Source organism: Mesorhizobium sp. WSM1343, assembly GCF_055901535.1.
Genome location: NZ_CM148370.1, coordinates 2,364,229 through 2,380,975, shown reverse-complemented (window position 1 = coordinate 2,380,975; position 16,747 = coordinate 2,364,229). Strand labels below are relative to the sequence as shown.

General features: G+C 64.4%; 13 protein-coding genes. 7 read left to right on the top strand and 6 right to left on the bottom strand.

Annotated elements, in window-relative coordinates:
* Positions 1–104 precede the first annotated feature (104 nt).
* Positions 105–3,887, top strand: a complete 3,783-nt coding sequence (locus AC0NIL_RS11425; RefSeq protein ID WP_473573556.1) for an autotransporter domain-containing protein — start codon at positions 105–107, stop codon at positions 3,885–3,887.
* 14 nt (positions 3,888–3,901) lie between these two features.
* On the opposite strand, the gene AC0NIL_RS11420 is transcribed toward AC0NIL_RS11425, so the two are convergent.
* Together AC0NIL_RS11420 and AC0NIL_RS11415 are read right to left on the bottom strand one after the other, a co-directional pair.
* Positions 3,902–4,297 (bottom strand): acyl-CoA thioesterase, encoded by a 396-nt coding sequence (locus AC0NIL_RS11420; RefSeq protein WP_013530049.1) that lies wholly within the window; start codon positions 4,295–4,297, stop codon positions 3,902–3,904.
* A 369-nt stretch (positions 4,298–4,666) separates the two neighbouring features.
* On the bottom strand, positions 4,667–5,608 hold the full coding sequence (locus tag AC0NIL_RS11415) for a phosphoribosylaminoimidazolesuccinocarboxamide synthase (RefSeq protein WP_275952442.1): 942 nt from the start codon (positions 5,606–5,608) through the stop codon (positions 4,667–4,669).
* 238 nt (positions 5,609–5,846) lie between these two features.
* On the opposite strand from AC0NIL_RS11415, the gene AC0NIL_RS11410 reads away from it, so the two are divergent.
* The 3 genes from AC0NIL_RS11410 to AC0NIL_RS11400 are packed head-to-tail and all read left to right on the top strand — an operon-like array spanning position 5,847 to position 9,585.
* Positions 5,847–7,463, top strand: a complete 1,617-nt coding sequence (locus AC0NIL_RS11410) for a GMC family oxidoreductase (protein WP_473573557.1) — start codon at positions 5,847–5,849, stop codon at positions 7,461–7,463.
* Positions 7,460–8,671: a mandelate racemase/muconate lactonizing enzyme family protein gene (locus AC0NIL_RS11405; protein ID WP_224675170.1), complete on the top strand. Its 1,212-nt coding sequence runs from the start codon at positions 7,460–7,462 to the stop codon at positions 8,669–8,671. Before AC0NIL_RS11410 ends, AC0NIL_RS11405 begins: the two co-directional genes overlap by 4 nt.
* Complete coding sequence (locus AC0NIL_RS11400) at positions 8,668–9,585, top strand: NAD(P)-dependent oxidoreductase (protein ID WP_275952440.1); 918 nt, start codon at positions 8,668–8,670, stop codon at positions 9,583–9,585. Before AC0NIL_RS11405 ends, AC0NIL_RS11400 begins: the two co-directional genes overlap by 4 nt.
* A gap of 79 nt (positions 9,586–9,664) precedes the next feature.
* Here the strand turns inward: AC0NIL_RS11400 and AC0NIL_RS11395 are convergent, their stop codons facing one another.
* Entirely contained in the window at positions 9,665–10,603 is a 939-nt protein-coding gene (locus tag AC0NIL_RS11395) for a diacylglycerol/lipid kinase family protein (RefSeq protein WP_275952439.1), read from the bottom strand.
* 858 nt (positions 10,604–11,461) lie between these two features.
* Between AC0NIL_RS11395 and AC0NIL_RS11390 the strand changes: the two genes are divergently transcribed.
* The 3 genes from AC0NIL_RS11390 (at position 11,462) to AC0NIL_RS11380 (ending at position 13,705) form a co-directional block, all read left to right on the top strand.
* Positions 11,462–11,896 (top strand): hypothetical protein, encoded by a 435-nt coding sequence (locus tag AC0NIL_RS11390; RefSeq protein WP_473573558.1) that lies wholly within the window; start codon positions 11,462–11,464, stop codon positions 11,894–11,896.
* 6 nt (positions 11,897–11,902) lie between these two features.
* Positions 11,903–13,033 (top strand): hypothetical protein, encoded by a 1,131-nt coding sequence (locus AC0NIL_RS11385; protein WP_473573559.1) that lies wholly within the window; start codon positions 11,903–11,905, stop codon positions 13,031–13,033.
* Positions 13,034–13,183: 150 nt separating this feature from the next.
* Positions 13,184–13,705: a hypothetical protein gene (locus tag AC0NIL_RS11380; protein WP_473573560.1), complete on the top strand. Its 522-nt coding sequence runs from the start codon at positions 13,184–13,186 to the stop codon at positions 13,703–13,705.
* Positions 13,706–13,738: 33 nt separating this feature from the next.
* Here AC0NIL_RS11380 and AC0NIL_RS11375 read toward each other — a convergent pair whose 3' ends face one another.
* The 3 genes from AC0NIL_RS11375 to AC0NIL_RS11365 form a co-directional block, all read right to left on the bottom strand.
* Complete coding sequence (locus AC0NIL_RS11375; protein WP_224675173.1) at positions 13,739–14,269, bottom strand: dihydrofolate reductase family protein; 531 nt, start codon at positions 14,267–14,269, stop codon at positions 13,739–13,741.
* A gap of 88 nt (positions 14,270–14,357) precedes the next feature.
* Positions 14,358–14,990 (bottom strand): hypothetical protein, encoded by a 633-nt coding sequence (locus tag AC0NIL_RS11370; RefSeq protein WP_473573561.1) that lies wholly within the window; start codon positions 14,988–14,990, stop codon positions 14,358–14,360.
* Positions 14,991–15,007: 17 nt separating this feature from the next.
* Positions 15,008–16,630 carry an FAD-binding oxidoreductase gene (locus AC0NIL_RS11365; RefSeq protein WP_473573562.1) on the bottom strand — a complete coding sequence of 541 codons (1,623 nt, stop codon included), beginning with the start codon at positions 16,628–16,630 and terminating at the stop codon, positions 15,008–15,010.
* Positions 16,631–16,747: the final 117 nt, after the last annotated feature.

The following is a 16,747-nucleotide window of genomic DNA, read 5'->3' as shown; positions in this document are numbered from 1 at the left end:
GGCGCGGCGGGCATAGCTAGTTTCAACGATACCCGCCCTTGGTCTCGGGTGCTATGCCCGGGGACATGCACGACTGCGTCGGTGCTGATCTGGGGAGCTTGGCCTTGACAGGAATTGCCATCGTCTCGAAGCGAAGCCTGCTGCGCTCGACCGCTCTCGCGACCTGCCTCCTGGCCCCCCTGGCCTGGAGCCCCGCCATGGCCGACGGTGCTGGCGGACATGGCGCGACCAACTCCGCGGGCCGGGGCGGCGGCCAGGGTGGTAGCGGGAGCGGCGCAGGCGCAGCCGGAACCGGCGGCACCGGGGGAGTTTTGGGCGACGGCGGCAGCAGCGGCAGCAATGGCAGTGTGGCCGGTTCCGGCGGTTCCGGCGGAACCGTCGGCGTCGACGGTGCCGACGGTGGCGTCGGCAGTTCCGCTGCCACCCTGATCAACGATGGCGGCTTCATCACGGGCGGCGGTGGCGGTGGCGGCGGCAGCAACGGAGGTGTCGGCGGCAATGGCGGCAATGGCGTCGCCTCATCCGTAGACGATGCTTCTCTCGCCAACAGCGGCGGTCGTATCGTTGGCGGCGGCGGCGGCGGCGGCGGTGCCGGTGTTGCCGATAGCGGCGGCGGAGGCGACGGCGGCAGCGGCGCCATGTTCTCTGGAGCCCATATTGCCTTGATCAACAGAGGCACCATTGCGGGTGGTGGTGGCGGTGGTGGCGGCTATTCGCGTGGCACCGGCGGTGGTGGTGGCAGCGGCATCGTCATGTCGAGTGGCGGCACGATCGACAACAGCGGCACCGTGCAGGGCGGCACAGGTGGCGCCAGCGGCTATTCCGATCAACGCTACCTTGCCGGATCCGGAGGGGTCGGCATTGCCGGGGCTGGCCTCACCGTGACCAACAGCGGCACCATCGCCGGTGGATTCTCGATCGACGGCAACGGCCCCCAGGCTGATGCGATCCGGTTCAGCGGCGGCGTCAATACGCTGGAGCTGCGGGCCGGCTCGGCGATCAGCGGCACTGTGGAGGCCTTCAGCGCGGCCGACACGTTGAGGCTCGGCGGGAACGTCGACAGCAGCTTCGACGTCTCAGGCGTCGGACAGCAATACCAGGGTTTCGGCATCTACGAAAAGACCGGCAACGGCACATGGACCTTGACCGGCAGCACCAGCGCGGTGACGTCGTGGACCGTCGACCAGGGCACATTGAGGATCGGCGGCGACTGGTCGCTGGGCGATGTCTCGGGCGCCCTGACCTTGAACGGCGGCGCGCTGCAGGTGACCGGCAATCCGCTCAACTTCACGCTGGAGCGCCAGATAATCCTCGGCGCAAGCGGCGGCACGTTCGATGTCGGCGCCGGCAAGAACCTCATCCTCGACGGCGTCGTTTCGGGTGACGGGCAACTCGCCAAGACCAGCGCCGGCATGCTGACGCTGAACAGCGCCAACAGCTATTCGGGCGGCACGGCGGTGCGCGGCGGCGGCCTTGTCGTGACGGCGACAGGCGCGCTCGGCGACGGACTGGTCGCCATAAACTCCAACGGAAGCGGGGGATGGGCCAAGCTCTATTTCTCGGGCAACGACGCCGCCAATCCGGTCAGTGCCGAGGATCTCTCGATCACCGTCGGGTTGGGCGACCTCAACTTCCTGCGCAATGCGACCGCCGGCGCGGCCACCATCATTCTGGCGAAGGACGGCACTGGCGGGCTCAATTTCAGCACCGGAACCGATGCCGGCACGGCCAGCATCATCAACCAGGGCGGCGGCTCGGTCACCTTCACAGGAGCAAGCGCCGCCAATGCTACCATCGTCAATGACGGCCTGGGCATACCGTATTATTTCAGCAGGACGACCTTCGACGACGATTACTCAAGCAATGTATCTTCCTCCGCCGGGGACGCCACGATAACCAACCGGAATGGCGGCTCGACCATTTTCTACGGACATTCGGACGGCGGAACGGCGACGCTGGTCAACGAGGCCGGCGGCACGCTCGATTTCCAGCAGGCATCGCAGGCGGCTGATGCAACCATCCTCAACGGCGCCGGCGGCAGCGTGCTGGTTCGCTTCCGCAACCAGGACTCCGTGCTCGATGTCGGTTCGCTGTCTGGCGACGGGGCCATACTAATCGACGATTCACAGCTGGCGCCGCAGCTTTCGCTCGGCGCGCTCGGTCATGACGACGTCATCGGCGGCACCATTTCCGGAAACGGCTCTCTGACCAAGACCGGCGCGGGCAAGCTGACGCTCAACGGACAGAACAGCTATGCGGGCCTGACTACCGTCGACATGGGAACGCTGGTGGTGGGCGACGCCAGCCATGGCACAGCGAGCCTCGCCGGCGATGTCACGGTGGATTCCGGCGCGCGCCTTGGCGGCATCGGCACCATGGGCGGCAATGTCACCATCCTCGGCACGCACGGCGTCGGCAATTCCATCGGCGTCCAGGCGGTCGGCGGCAACTATGTCAATCATGGCGTCCTGGAGGTCGAGGCGACCCCATCCGGCGCCGACAGGCTGATCGTCGGCGGCACGGTCGACATATCAGGCGCCACGCTCAACCTGGTCCTGACGCCGGCGACAGCCGAGAGCTGGAACCTGCGCAACGGGCCGTACACGATCATCCAGAACAATGGCGCTGCCGATGTCGCCGGCACCTTCGCCTCCGTCGGCAACCTCAACGACCTTCTCTTCCTCGACCATCTCATCAACTACAAGGGCGGCGACGGCAACGACATCACCCTCGCCTTGGCGCGCAACGACGTCGCGGTCGCCAACGTCGCCACCACCCGCAACCAGTTCGCGACCGCCGGAGCCCTCGATCGGCTGGGCGAAGGCAATGCGCTTGCATGGGCCATGCTGCTCATGACCGACAAGGACGCAGCGCGCCTGGCGCTGGATGCCGCGTCGGGCGAGGTTCATGCCTCAGCCAAGGGGATGCTGATCGAGGACAGCCGCTTCGTCGCCGATGCCGCAACCGCCCGCGTCCGGGCGGCCATGGGCGACGTCGCCGCTCCCGCCATGCCAGTGATGGCTTATGGCGAGGGCGGCCCGGAGCTGGTCGAGGCTGACACCAGCCGTTTCGTCGTGTGGGGGCAGGCTTTCGGCTCCTGGGGCACGGCGAGCGGCGACGGCAATGCCGCCGGCCTCGACCGCTCCACCGGCGGCTTCCTCGCCGGCGCCGACACCGTGATCGGCGAAGCCTGGCGGGTCGGCCTGCTGACCGGCTACAGCCACGCCAGTTTCGACGTCGACGATCATGCCTCTTCCGGCTCCAGCGACACCTATCACATCAGCCTTTATGGCGGTAGACAGTGGGACGGCCTCGGCCTGCGCGGCGGCGTCGCCTACAGCTGGAACCGGATCGACACCAGCCGCAACGTCGTCGTTCCAGGCTTCGTCGATGCGCTGACGGCGAAATACGATGCCGGCACCGCGCAGGTCTTCGGTGAGGCCGGCTATCGCCTCGAGACGCGCATGGCTGCCTTCGAGCCCTTCGCCAGTCTCGCCTATGTCAACCTCCACACCGACAGCTTCACGGAAAAGGGGGGCGCCGCCGCACTCACATCCGCTGCCTCGACCACCGAGACCACCTTCACCACGCTCGGCTTGCGGGCCTCGGCCGGCTTCGACCTCGGCGGAATGCAAGCAACCGCGCAGGGTACGCTCGGCTGGCGTCATGCCTTCGGCGACACCACGCCGACCGCAGACATGGCCTTCGCCGGTGGCGACCTCTTCACCATTGCCGGCGTGCCGATCGCTAGGGATACAGCCATCGTCGGGGCCGGGCTCGATTTCCGGATCGCCGACAGCACCACGCTGGGGATCAGCTACTCCGGTCAGTTCGGGAAGAAGGCGGCCGACCAGGGCGTCCGCGCCACGATGGAAGTGCGGTTCTGATTTTTCGGCTTGCGTCAGCCTTCGGCGGGAACCGCTTTCGGCTTGCCCTCGCCATCCAGCGCCACCATGACGAAATCGGCATGGGTGACCTTCTCCATCAGGTCGGAGAGGTAGCGCTGCGCCCAGGCTTCGACCTTGAGCGTCATCGAGGTGCGGCCGACGCGCTCGACATGCGTGTAGATGCACAGCGTGTCGCCGATCTTCATCGGCTTGGCGAACGACATCTCTTTCACCGCCGCCGTCACGACGCGGCCCTTGGCGCGCTCGGCGGCGCGGATGCCGCAGGCCAGATCCATCTGCGCCATCACCCAGCCGCCGAAGATGTCGCCCGCCGCATTGGCGTCCGAAGGCATGGCCAGGGTGCGCAGCGTCAGATCGCCAAGCGGCCGTCCTTCAGCGTAGTGCACCATGCGAGAAATCCTTCGAGACTGGCTGCCCTCGATCCCGTATCGTCACGGCGCCAGAAGGTCAACGAGCCACGGCATGGCCACAGGCTCGGACTGGCAAAAGACCTGCGACAGCCGGCGCGCGGTGTCGGCAGCCTTTTGCCGGGCAGCTTTTTCACGATAGGAATTTTTTCTTGACTGGGTGCCCTCAGCTATGGTACATTTTTTGCCTATGGTGCTGATTTGCGCCAGTGACCCGCCGCACAGGCGGTTTTTTCGTTTGCTCCGTCAGCCAACACACCGGCGAAGGTTTCCGAGGACCGGTTAACCCCGAGTTCGTAGACCCTGGGCATGGCCATGGGACGGCAGTTCGCATCACCCGGCGAAGATCGATCAGAAATAGCGCCTGAGGTTCGTGCGAATGCGATCGAGCACGCTGTTCCCGGAAAGGTCCGGAGAGAACTCCTTGCCGGTGATCGCCTCATAGGCCTGCGCATAGACATGCGACGCCTGTTCGACGATCTCGGCCGGTATCTCAGGTATCGGGTCGCTGTAGGGGTTGCAGCGCGCCGAGACCCACGACCGGACGAAATCCTTGTCAAAACTCTCCGGCCGGCTGCCGTCGGCGAGCGCCTGTTCGTAGCTCGATGCGATCCAGTACCGGCTGCTGTCCGGGGTGTGGATTTCATCGGCAAGAATGATGGTCCCGTTCCTGTCGGTGCCGAATTCGTACTTCGTGTCCGCCAGGATCAGGCCGCGCTCGGTGGCGCGCTGCTGGCCGCGGGCGAACAGCCGCAAAGCGTAGCCGGACACGGTGTCCCACTGCGCCTGCGTGAGAAGACCCTGTTCGAGGATCTCGGCTTTCGACAGCGGCTCGTCATGGCCGCCATGCGCGGCCTTGCTGGTCGGCGTGATGATCGGCTCGGCCAGCTTTTCATTGTCGCGCAGACCGTCCGGCAGGCGGATACCGTACATGTCGCGGTCGCCGCGCTTGTAGCGCGTCAGGATCGAGGTGCTGGTGGTTCCCGCCAGATAGCCGCGCACGACGATCTCGACCGGCAGGATGTCGAGCCTCGTGCCGACGACGACGTTCGGGTCGGGGTATTCGAGAACATGGTTCGGACAGATATCGGCGGTTTCCTCGAACCAGTAGCGCGCCGTCTGGGTCAGTATCTCTCCCTTGTAGGGGATCGAGGTCAGGATGATGTCGAAGGCACTGAGCCGGTCGGTGGCGATGATGATGCGCCGGCCATCCGCCAGATCGTAGTTTTCGCGGACCTTGCCGCTGTAGTGGCCCGGCAGTTCGGGAATGAACGCGTCAGGGAGGGTCCGCATATGATTTCCTGCCTTCCGCAGAGTGGCCAGAGCATAATTCCGAAAAGTTATGCGCCAAGATAGTGCCATCGCATAGGCTGTCGGGACGATAGTTATCAAGCGCGATTGTCGGGAATCCCCGCAAACCTGATCGGTTCGACGGTCGCTTTTTTCACAACTGATGCCGGATGGCGCGGCGACTTCGGAATGCCGTCGCGTCTAGGCTGCAGCCAATTTTTCGGAGCCTCCCATTTCCATCATGCAGACCTATGATTTCATCATCGTCGGCTCCGGCTCGGCCGGCTCGGTCCTGGCTGAAAAACTGTCGGCCTCGGGGCGCTTCTCGGTGCTGGTGCTGGAGGCCGGCGGCAGCGACCGCCGCTTCTACGTGCAGATGCCGCTCGGCTACGGCAAGACCTTCTTCGATCCCGGCGTCAACTGGAACTACAAGGCCGAGCCAGACCCGGGGCTCGCCGGCAATGCCGACCACTGGCCGCGCGGCAAGCTGCTCGGCGGTTCGAGCTCGATCAACGCCATGGTCTGGATCAGGGGCGCGCGCGAGGATTTCGATGCCTGGGCCGCCGCCGGCAATCCCGGCTGGGGCTATGACGATCTGCTGCCCGCCTTCAAGGCGCTCGAGGACAACCAGGCCGGCGCGGACCAATGGCGCGGCGTCGGCGGCCCGCTGCATGTCACAGACTGTTCGGGCGCCGTCCACCCGCTGACCAAACGCTATCTCGCCGCCGGCCAGCAGGCCGGCCTGCCCCTCAACCCGGATTTCAACGGCGCTGCCCAGGAAGGCGTCGGCGTCTACCAGATCTCGACCCGCAACGGCCGCCGCATGTCGGCGGCGCGCGCTTTCCTGCGCCCGGCGATGAAGCGCGCCAACGTCCGCGTCGAGATGAAGGCGCTGGCGACCAGGGTGCTGTTCGAGGGCAGGCGCGCCGTCGGTGTCGAATACCAGCAGAACGGCGAGACGAAGTCGGCGCGTGCCGGTCGCGAAGTCATCCTGTCGGGCGGCTCGGTCAACTCGCCGCAATTGCTGCAGCTGTCCGGCGTCGGGCCTTCCGCGCTGCTGAAAGGCCTGGGCATCCGGATGGTCCACGCCAACGAGAATGTCGGCGCGCATCTGCAGGATCATGTCGGCATCAACTACACCTTCAAGGGCAAGCTGCCGACGCTCAACCAGACGCTGCGTCCCTGGTGGGGCAAGCTGCTGGTCGGCATGCAATATATCCTGACCCGTTCGGGCCCGCTGTCGCTGTCGATGAACAATGCCGGTGGCTTCTTCCGCACCGACCCGGCGGCGACGCGGCCCAACATGCAGCTCTATTTCCAGGCGTTCTCGACCGTCATTCCCAAAAGCGGCGAGCGCCCGATCCTGACGCCGGACCCATGGCCGGGCTTTTCCATCGGCCTGTCCAACTGCCGCCCGTCGAGCCGTGGCGAGATCATGATCCGCTCGGCCAACCCGCGCGAGTACCCCAGGATAACGGCCAATGCCTACTCCACCAATGCCGATGTCGAGGAGATGCTGGCGGCGGTGAAATTCGTCCGCAAGATCGCCTCGATGCCTGCCATGGCCGAGATCATCGAGGAAGAGGTTTTGCCAGGCCCGTCAATCACTTCCGATGCAGACCTGATTCAGGATTTCAGGAAGCGCTCGGGCACCGTCTATCATCCGGTCTCGACCTGCCGCATGGGGCCCGATCCGGCGCGCGCCGTCGTCGACCCGCGTCTCAAGGTGCACGGCATCGACGGCCTGCGCGTCATCGACGCCTCCATCTTCCCCGACAACATCACCGGCAACACCAACGCCGCCTCGATCATGACCGGTTGGAAGGGCGCCGAACTGGTTCTGGAGGACCAAAAATGAAGATCACCGACGTCAAGACCTGGGTTGTCGACAATCCGCCGCCCGGCATCGGCGGCAAGTATTTCATCTTCGTCAAGTTGACCACCGATGGCGGCGTGGTCGGCTATGGCGAGGCCTACAACGCCACCTTCTCCGCCCATGTTACCGCCCGGATGGTCGAGGACATGGCCGAGCGCTATCTCGTCGGCCGCGATCCGCACGACATCGAGAACTTCTTCCGCCGCGCCTATTCGTCCGGCTTCACCCAGCGGCCCGACGTGTCAGGCATGGGCTGCTTCTCGGCGCTGGAAATGGCCTGCTGGGACATCATCGGCAAGGAGGCCGACAAGCCGGTCTACAAACTGCTCGGCGGCCAGGTGCACGAAACGCTGCGTTCCTACACCTATCTTTATCCGCACACCGGCAGCGTCCACTCCGAGGATGCGCACGGCAAGAACGTCTACAACGACCCCGATCTCGCCGCCGCCTGCGCGCTCGAATATGTCGAACAGGGGTTCAACGCCGTCAAACTGGACCCGGCCGGCCCCTACACCGCCTTCGACGGCCACCAGCCGCGTCTTGTCGATATCGACCTGTCCACCCGCATGATCAAGGCGATCCGCGAGGCGGTCGGCACCCGCGCCGACATCCTGTTTGGCACGCACGGCCAGTTCACAGCGTCCGGCGCGCTGCGCATGGCGCGCGCCATCGAGCCCTATGATCCCTTGTGGTTCGAGGAGCCGGTGCCGCCTGACATGCCCGAAGTCATGGCGCAAGTGGCCCGCGCGACCTCGATCCCGATCGCCACCGGCGAACGGCTGACCACCAAGTTCGAGTTCGCCCGCGTCATCGAGAACCGCGCCGCGACCATCCTGCAGCCGGACCTTGGCCGCTCCGGCGGCATTCTCGAAACCAAGAAGATCGCGGCGATGGCCGAGGCCTACCACATCCAGGTCGCCCCTCACTGCTATTGCGGGCCGATCGTCGGTGCGGCCAACATCCAGCTGGCGGTGACACTGCCCAACTTCCTCATCCTGGAATCGCTGAAGCAGTGGGACGGTTTCCATGCCACGCTCTTGAAGAAGAAGATCGAGTGGCAGGACGGCAATGTCATCCCCTCGAGGGAGCCCGGCCTCGGCGTCGAATTGAACGAAGCGGTCTGCGACGCGCATCCCTATACGGGCAAGGACCTGCATCTGCAGATGATGCAGACCCCGCTGATGCCGTGAGCGAGAGCTACGCCTTCATCGGCCTTGGCCATCTCGGCGGCAACCTTGCCGCCAGCCTGATCCGCAACGGCTTTGCCGTCACCGTCTTCGACCGCGATCCCGCCGCCGTCGAGCGCCTGGTGGCGCTCGGCGCCACTGCCGCGAGCAGCCCGGCCGAGGCCGCCGCCCGGGCCGGCAATGCCATCACGTGCCTGCCTTCGCCCAAGGTCAGCGAAGCGGTGCTGGCCGGACCCGGCGGATTGCTGGAGGGCCTTCCCAAGGGCGGCACCTGGATCGAGATGTCGACCAACGGCCGCGACGAGATTCTTCGCCTTGCGGCCCTCGCCTCGGCCAGGGGCGTCGAGACGCTGGAATGCCCGGTCACCGGTGGCGTGCATCTGGCGGCGGCTGGCAAGATCACCGCGCTGGTCGGCGGCGATCCAGCGCTCTACGAACGTCATCGGCCGGCCATCGAGGCGATGTGCGCAAAGTCGTTCCTGATGGGTCCGGTCGGCTCGGCGGCGGTGATCAAGGTGATCACCAACATGCTCGCCTTCATCCATCTCGTCGCCGCCGGCGAGGCGCTGATGCTGGCGAAACAGGGCGGGCTCGACCTCGCCCAGTCCTACCATGCCATCTCAGCCTCCTCCGGCAACAGCTTCGTCCACGAGACCGAAAGCCAGCTCATCCTCAACGGCTCCTACGACATCGGCTTCACCATGGACCTGGCGCTGAAGGACCTCGGCTTCGCGCTGGCGATGGGCAGGGAATTCAGACTGCCGCTCCAACTGGCGCCGCTTGTGAGTGAGATTTTCCAGATGGGCAAACAGGAATATGGCGGCAGCGCCTGGTCCACCCAGATCGTCAAATTGCTCGAGGATGCCGTCGATACCGACCTGCGCGCGCCCGGGTTTCCGGCCAAGCTGGAACTCTGACATCAGCCAGTTACCAAGCGATTTCAGGACGTTGGATTGATGGGCGGATTCATCTGAATCAATCTGTCAACGGCTTGATTCAGTCTCTGAGCGTCAATGCACCCGGCAGGATCTCGAAGGTCGCGGGTATGCGTCCCGGCGACTCGCCGTCTATATCGACCAGGGCGCCATTCTCTGACGCATCGCCGAGCGGCTCGACCACCACTTTCCTGCCGCGCAGGATGGTGATCGCCGGATGGTTGCGGTGCCGGCCGCCATAGAGCAGCCGGATGTCCCAGATCAGCTTCAGCTTGCCGGCGGCGCGCAGGATGACGATGTCGAACTGCCCGTCGGTGATTTCGGCATCCGGCGCGATCATCATGCCGCCGCCGAAGAACTTTCCATTGGCGACCGCCACCAGCGCCATGCGCGCTTCGACGGGTGCGCCGTCGTCGACCGTGATCCTGACGTCCTGAAAACGGTAGCGGATGAACTCCACCACGGTGCGCCACAGGAACAGTGCCTTGGCCGACATCCTGCCCTTGCGCTTGTCGGCATTGACGGCGCGGTCGGTGGCGCCGGAAAGTCCCAGACTGGCGATGTTGATGAAGTGCCGGCTGGCCAGCGCGCCGTGATCGTCGATGTAGCCGATGCGCCCGGCATCGACCTTGCGGCCCTTGGCTTCGGCCAACCGCTTCAGCACGGCATCCACCTCTTTCGGCAGGCCGAGCCCGCGCGCGAAATCGATGCCGGTGCCGCACGGCAACAGGCCAAGTTCAGTGATCCGGCCGCTCTCCTGGGCCGCCTGCAGAAGCCCGTCGGCCACTTCGCTGGCGGTGCCGTCACCGCCGGCCGCAATCACCAGATCGAAGCCAATCATTGCGAGATCGATTGCCAGCCTTTCGGCATCGCCTTCGGCCTGCGTTTCGCGCAGCTCGAATTCGCCGAAATGCTTTTTCAGCGACACGGCAACATCAGGCCAATGCCGTTTCAGCCGGCCGCCACCGGCAATCGGGTTGAGAACCACTCCGACTTTCAAAATACCCGCCCTCCCCGGCGCCGGACATGCAGGTCCGATCCTTTGCCGGCATTGAAGCCCGCGACCACCGGCGGAGCAAGGGGCGCTGTCGGCTCGTACGCAAAAAAGCGGGCGGGCTGTCTAAAGCAGCCGGCGCTCGAATTCCCCGATTTGTGGCTAACGATCCCCGGTAATCCCGCTATCCACAGGGCAGCGGCCATTCCCCAGGACCCTTACTCGGCGTACGTTAAACCCATCTCAGGCGGCTACCGATCATCAAGCCGAAAGGCGAAGTGAAAGGCGGATTTCCTGAGGCCCGTACGGCCCGAAGCGAGAGCAGGCTTGCCTGTTTCGAGGGACGGAGCCGAGACCTACGGGGCCGCGGAAAGCGTGCCAACGCCTACGGCGGACCGATGCTGCCATGAAGGACGGCAAAAACCTTCGATGGTGCGCAGGGCAAAGCTCGCAAGGGTGGAGACCGGCGTGGTCCCGAACGGACGCTGCTCTCGGGCGGCGGACTGGCAGGACCGTCAAAATCAAGGCCGGCAAGGCGCGACGACTTTACGGAAGTTGCTGCCGCGACCGTGTCCTGATCTGACAGGGAGGCGCTGGGAGAAATCCCGGCGCCGACTGTCTTTTGGCCTCCCGATGCCCTTTGGCGGCGATCTTGCGAGCGCCGCTTCTCCACGCGCTAAAATCGGTTAGTATCGCCTGGTCAGAGCCCGTTTGAAAACGCGCTCTGCCGAGTCGGATGGCGTGGTTTTCGAGAACCGAAGCGCAGCGGACCTTTGGGTCCGTGAGCATCGGAAGCGCAGAAAACCGCGTCAGGCGGCCGGCAGAGTAGCGTTTACAAATGGGCTCGTAGAAGGGGGATACTTCATGACGCTCGTCCAGAAGCTTGCCGTTGCCTATGCCTTCCTGTTCTTCGGCGTCGTCGCCATCGGCTACATACCGGCCTTCAACGATGCCGACGGCAATCTGTTCGGCCTGTTCTCGCTGCAATGGTACGATGATCTGCTGCACGCCTTCTCCGGCGTCTGGGCGCTGGCCGCCGCCTTCATCTCGCACCGCCAGGCAGTGTTCTATTTCAAGCTGTTCGGCTCGGTCTACCTTTTCGACGGCGTGCTCGGGCTGGTCACCGGTTCCGGCTGCCTCGATGCCGGTATCTTCATCAACGGCTTCCGCTCCCTCAACGATATCGAATTCCCGGCCCGCTTCTTCGCCAACCTGCCGCACATCGTCATTGGCGGCTTGGCCGTCTATGTCGGCTTCCGGCTGGCCAGGCGCGTACACGACCACTTCGCCACGGCCTGACCAGGCATGTTCCTGTTCCGCTGGCTGAAGCGCATCATCAAGACGATCCTCTGGCTGATCGTCGTCGTCATCCTCATCCCGATCGCCGGGCTGAGCTACGGCTTCCTGACGACGTCGTCGCTCGAGAAGACGCCGCTGCCCGGCATTGCCGACGGCGCCCCGCCCAAGGCGCTGGCCGACAAGGTCCGCGCCGAGATTCCGGGTTACCAGCGGCCGGAGGAATCGACCTTCCTCACCTATCCGGAATGGGCGATCGTCTACGCCGCACGCGAATATGCCGGCTTCGTCGACAAGGACCAGCCGAGCGGCTTCCCCTACTGGTCCTATATCGGCCGCTTCTGGCAGGACTACGCCATGGTGATCCGCGCCAGCGCTCCCTACAAGTTCAACTACGCCAACCACCAGATGCTGGTCATCATCGGCACCAGCCACTCGATCGAGCATATATTGCAGTGGGCCTATGAGAACACGGTCGGCCGCATCACCGAGGCGACGACGGCCAAGCGCACTGCCGCCGACATTTATCAGGCCAAGGTCGCGGCGGACTATGCCGCGTTTCTCGACCAGGTGCCCTGGTATCAGTTCCCGTATGCCGACAAGCGTGCCGGCCTGTTTGCCGTGCAGCCGGCGCCGGGCGACAGCTCGATCCGCACCAGCGAACGCAAGCTGGCGTTCGGCCTCGCCGACACCATCAAGCAGGGCTATGCCGACCTGATAAAAAAGGCCCTCGCTGCCACGATGGACCCCGCCTTGCTCGACATCCATGTCTGGGCCAAGGGACCCGTCGGCGAAGCCACGCGCAACGAGCCCGACACCTTGCTCGAACGCGACATGGGCGCTGACGGCACCGTCTTCGTCACCAGGCGCTATCAGGTCTTCACCGAAATGATCCCGCGCCTGATCGACAAGGGCGTCTCCTTCGTCGAGATCGGCGGCAATGACGAGATCATGGTCACGGTGCTCTCCACCGATACGATCGCCGTTCCCGAAGGCATGCGCATCCTGTTCAGCTATCCGCTGCCGGCCGATCAATCCACGCGCCGCACCGGCATGGTCGTCGCCGTGCGTAAGCTGCATCTCGTGCTGCCGGCGCTGGTCAAGTCCGGCGCCAGGCTCGAACACGTCTACGATTACTGAGGCCTTTCGGTCACGCCCGGCCAAGATTAGGCATTTCCTGGCCTCCGCCACGCCCATTCCACAATCGCGGCCAAATCCCGCCTTGTTCGCGCGCGAAGGAATGGGAAGAAATGGAAGGGCTGCCGGGGGGCATCTCGAAGGGACAAGACCGTGATCAAGACCGCCCTTGTCGCCATGACCATTGTCGGCTGCGACTGCGACGCCAAGCTTTGCGAATATATCGGCGAGACGCCGGCCAAATGGTCGACCGTCGCCGAGTGCGAAGCCGCGATGAAGAGCCAGATGCTGCACGAGCGCAATTTCAACTATCCGCTCGTCTCCGGCATTTGCCGCACGAAGGGTTCGTCGTCCTCCTCGCAGCTGGCCGAGACCGCATCGCGCCCGGAATTGAAGCCCGCCAGCCGGGTCGTCAGAACCGAAAGCCCGCTGCCGCCGGAACTCAGCCACCGGCCGAGCGTCTCGGTCGGTTCGCCGACGACCGCCATGGAAGCCGACGCCGCCCGGCCCGTTGCCTATGAACAGGTGGTCGATGGCGGAACCGGTGTGCTCTATCGCACCAAGAACGGCTACGCCGTGGTCAAGACCGATCTCGGCCGCGCCGCCTCGGCAACCGCCGACGCCGCGAAGCGCTCTGTGAACTGGCTGGCTGGCCTGATGCCGAAGGGGCTGTAGGCCCGCTGGCGTCTCAGTTCGACGACCGCGTGATCAGGCAGGCACATAGGTCAACCTGATCACGTCGTCGCCAATCAAATCGCTGGCCACAAAGCGAAGCGGCGGCCGGGGGCCGGCGAAGAATGGTTTGCCATGACCAAGCACGAACGGATGGAGGTAGAGTTGGTACGCATCGACAAGACCAAGGTCGGTCAGGCTTCGTGCCAGGCCTGGTCCAGAAACTGAAATCTCCCCGACGAGCTCAGCCTTAAGCCCGCGTATCACCGCCTCGACGTCATCCGCGACAAGTGTTGCGTTGGGGCCGACCGACTTCAGAGAGCGCGACACAACCCACTTCGGTTGGCTCCGCCACGCCGCCGCGAATTCATGCGCCTCCGCACTCCACTCAGCATGGTCTTCGTCCCAATAGCGCATGACCTCGTACATGCCGCGCCCGTACACACTGCCGCTCAAATTGCGCACTTGCTCTATCCAGTGACGAAAGATCGTCGGGCCCGACGGCATTTTCTGGTGGTCGACATAACCGTCGAGTGACTGGTTCATTCTGAAAATGAGCTTCGCCATGCTGCAGGATCTCCAACCCGGGGTCTTCAGAATAACTTGAGCCGCCGTTACGCAAAACCCCAGCCGAAATCCAAACTGAGACACGATCCTAGTCCGGCCTGAACCTGACTTTCAGGCTCTGCCAGAACTTCTCGACAAGCGGCTTTTCGGTCGCTGCATCCTCGCCGGCAATGCGGGTGATGAACAGCAGCCCCCGATCGGCCAGGCCGAAGCCGACGATCTCGAAATCGGCGGTGTCGGTGCGTGTCTTCACCTCGGCCCGGATCCCGGTCAATTCCTTGCCGTCGGCGAGTTTGCGCGTGGTCGGCCCCTGCGTCAGCTTGGCGCCGGCCTGCACCGATTCCCTGGTCATCTCCTGCAGCATCAATTGGTTGAGCGACACCGGATTCATGGCGCCATATTCCTGCACGACGACGATCGTGCCCAGCGCCGAGGCCATCAGATACTGCGTGATGTCATCGCCGAGATCGGTCTTGGTCACCGAAATGCCGCTGGGGTGGACGAAGGAAAAATCGCTGCCGGAAAAGGTAGCGAAGTCGTTGCGCTCGAGCGTCACCTTGCTCTGCTTGCCGCCGGGCAGCGTCACATCGGCGCTCTCGCCGGGATCGATATCGACCGTCACGCCGTCGATGGTCAGCTTGAAGGCCTTGAGATCCTCGCCTCCGGCCGGTCCGGCGCACAGCGCGATGAGGGTGAGTGCCGCCGCCGATACCATCCGCATGGCTGTTCTCCTGCTTCTTACGACACCCCGCTCAGCGCCTTGATGGCACGGTAGAAGGTCGAGGAAAACAGTTCCGTTGGGTCATGCTGCCGCTTCGCCGCCAGGAAGGCCGGCAGTTCGGGATAGGAGGCCAGCAACTGCCTGGCCGTATAATGCAGCTGGTAAGGCAGGAAGAAGCGCCCGCCATGCTTGATCGTCACGTCGATCAGCGCCCGCGTCAGCGCCCGCATCCTGGCATTGCCGTCGGCATCGGTCGGCTGGTTGACGTAGAGCACCAGCGAATAGGCCGGCTCCGGCGCGTAGGTCAGCGCCACATCCTCCCTGTGGACGATGCGCACCGAAGCATTGAGCACCGGCAGCGTCTGGTTGCGCAGGATCTCGCGCGCTTCCGCGATGAATTCGACATAGGCGGCACGCGGAATAAAATATTCGTGCAGGATGTCGGTCTCTTCCATCTGATCGTTGAACAGATAGGGCACCGAATCGTGCATCGGGTTGTTGCGGGTGACGAGACAGGCCTCGCCCTCGGCCATGGCCGAGGTGCGCGCCACCGTGCAGCTTTCGAATTTCGGCTCCAGTGTCTTTTCGGTGAACCACTTCAATTCCTGGAACAGGCTGCCCCATTTCGCCAGGTTGATGATCACCCGCTTCAACCCGACCGATCCCGGTTCGCCGATCTCGGGCTGATCGGCCGGCGGCCGCTCGGCCACCTTGTCGTAACGGTAGACGATCATGTCCTCGAGGAAATTGCCGGGCGCCGTCGACAGATGGCCGTAGAACAGGCCGATATCCTTGTTCGGCTCCAGCACCTTGGCGAAGAATTCCGGAAAATCGTCCGATTTGATGATTTCGCGCGAGGTGCGGTAGACGGCGTTGTCGACGATATCGAGCGTCGCCTCCAGCACCACGCCGAACAGGCCGTAACCGCCGACGACGTGGCGGAACAGATCGGTGTTCTCGGTCGGCGAGCAGGTCGTCACCGAACCGTCGGCCAGCATCACCCGCATCGAGCGGATCGAGCCCGCCACCGAACCCGCCTGGTGGTCCATGCCATGCGCATTGACCGACAGCGAACCGCCGACCGAGAAGATGTCGGTCGACTGCATCGCCTTCACCGCGAAGTGCGGATGCAGAAGGTTCTGGATGTCATGCCAGCGCGCGCCCGGCTGCAAGGTCATGGTCTTGGCCGCCGCATCGACGGTGACCCTGTTGAACTTTCTGAGGTCGAGCACAAGCGCGTTGTCGTCGAAGGCATGCCCGCCCATGGAATGGCGGATGGCGGCCAGCGATATTTTCAGCCCATTGGCACGAGCGAAGGCCAGGGCCTTGGCGATGTGCTCGTCCCCGCTGACCTCGACCACGCCGTAGACCGGCGTCATCGACAGGCCGCTGGCATCGTTGATGTCACCACCCTTTGCCGACCAGGGCAGTGACGCATCGAAGGCCGGCGCATTGTCCAGCGGCTTCAGAGGCAGCGCGAAGCCGTCTATATCGGCTATCCGTCCTGCGTTCTTCGGCCCCGAAGGTCCGCGTGCCAGCCGCGCCACCGTGTTGCCGCCCCACAGCACCGCGCCGCCGACGACAGCCGCACCCAGCAGCAATCGCCGCGACAGGCGAAACCCTTTTTGCTCGTCGGCCATGACTATCCCCCGCTGGCCAAGGGATAGCGCGGCTCTTTGGCAAAAACCATAGCGGCGCCGCCGGGACGGCGGTTTGCCTGGCGTCGAGGGTGGAGGGCACGAAATGGCCGGTCCCCT

Excerpts from the sequence above, each read along its gene's own strand:
- AC0NIL_RS11420 (WP_013530049.1), bottom strand. The coding sequence starts at position 4,297 with ATGGTGCACTACGCTGAAGGACGGCCGCTTGGCGATCTGACGCTGCGC.
- AC0NIL_RS11415 (WP_275952442.1), bottom strand. The coding sequence starts at position 5,608 with ATGCGGACCCTCCCTGACGCGTTCATTCCCGAACTGCCGGGCCACTAC.
- AC0NIL_RS11410 (WP_473573557.1), top strand. The coding sequence starts at position 5,847 with ATGCAGACCTATGATTTCATCATCGTCGGCTCCGGCTCGGCCGGCTCG.
- AC0NIL_RS11405 (WP_224675170.1), top strand. The coding sequence starts at position 7,460 with ATGAAGATCACCGACGTCAAGACCTGGGTTGTCGACAATCCGCCGCCC.
- AC0NIL_RS11390 (WP_473573558.1), top strand. The coding sequence starts at position 11,462 with ATGACGCTCGTCCAGAAGCTTGCCGTTGCCTATGCCTTCCTGTTCTTC.
- AC0NIL_RS11385 (WP_473573559.1), top strand. The coding sequence starts at position 11,903 with ATGTTCCTGTTCCGCTGGCTGAAGCGCATCATCAAGACGATCCTCTGG.
- AC0NIL_RS11375 (WP_224675173.1), bottom strand. The coding sequence starts at position 14,269 with ATGGCGAAGCTCATTTTCAGAATGAACCAGTCACTCGACGGTTATGTC.
- AC0NIL_RS11370 (WP_473573561.1), bottom strand. The coding sequence starts at position 14,990 with ATGCGGATGGTATCGGCGGCGGCACTCACCCTCATCGCGCTGTGCGCC.
- AC0NIL_RS11365 (WP_473573562.1), bottom strand. The coding sequence starts at position 16,630 with ATGGCCGACGAGCAAAAAGGGTTTCGCCTGTCGCGGCGATTGCTGCTG.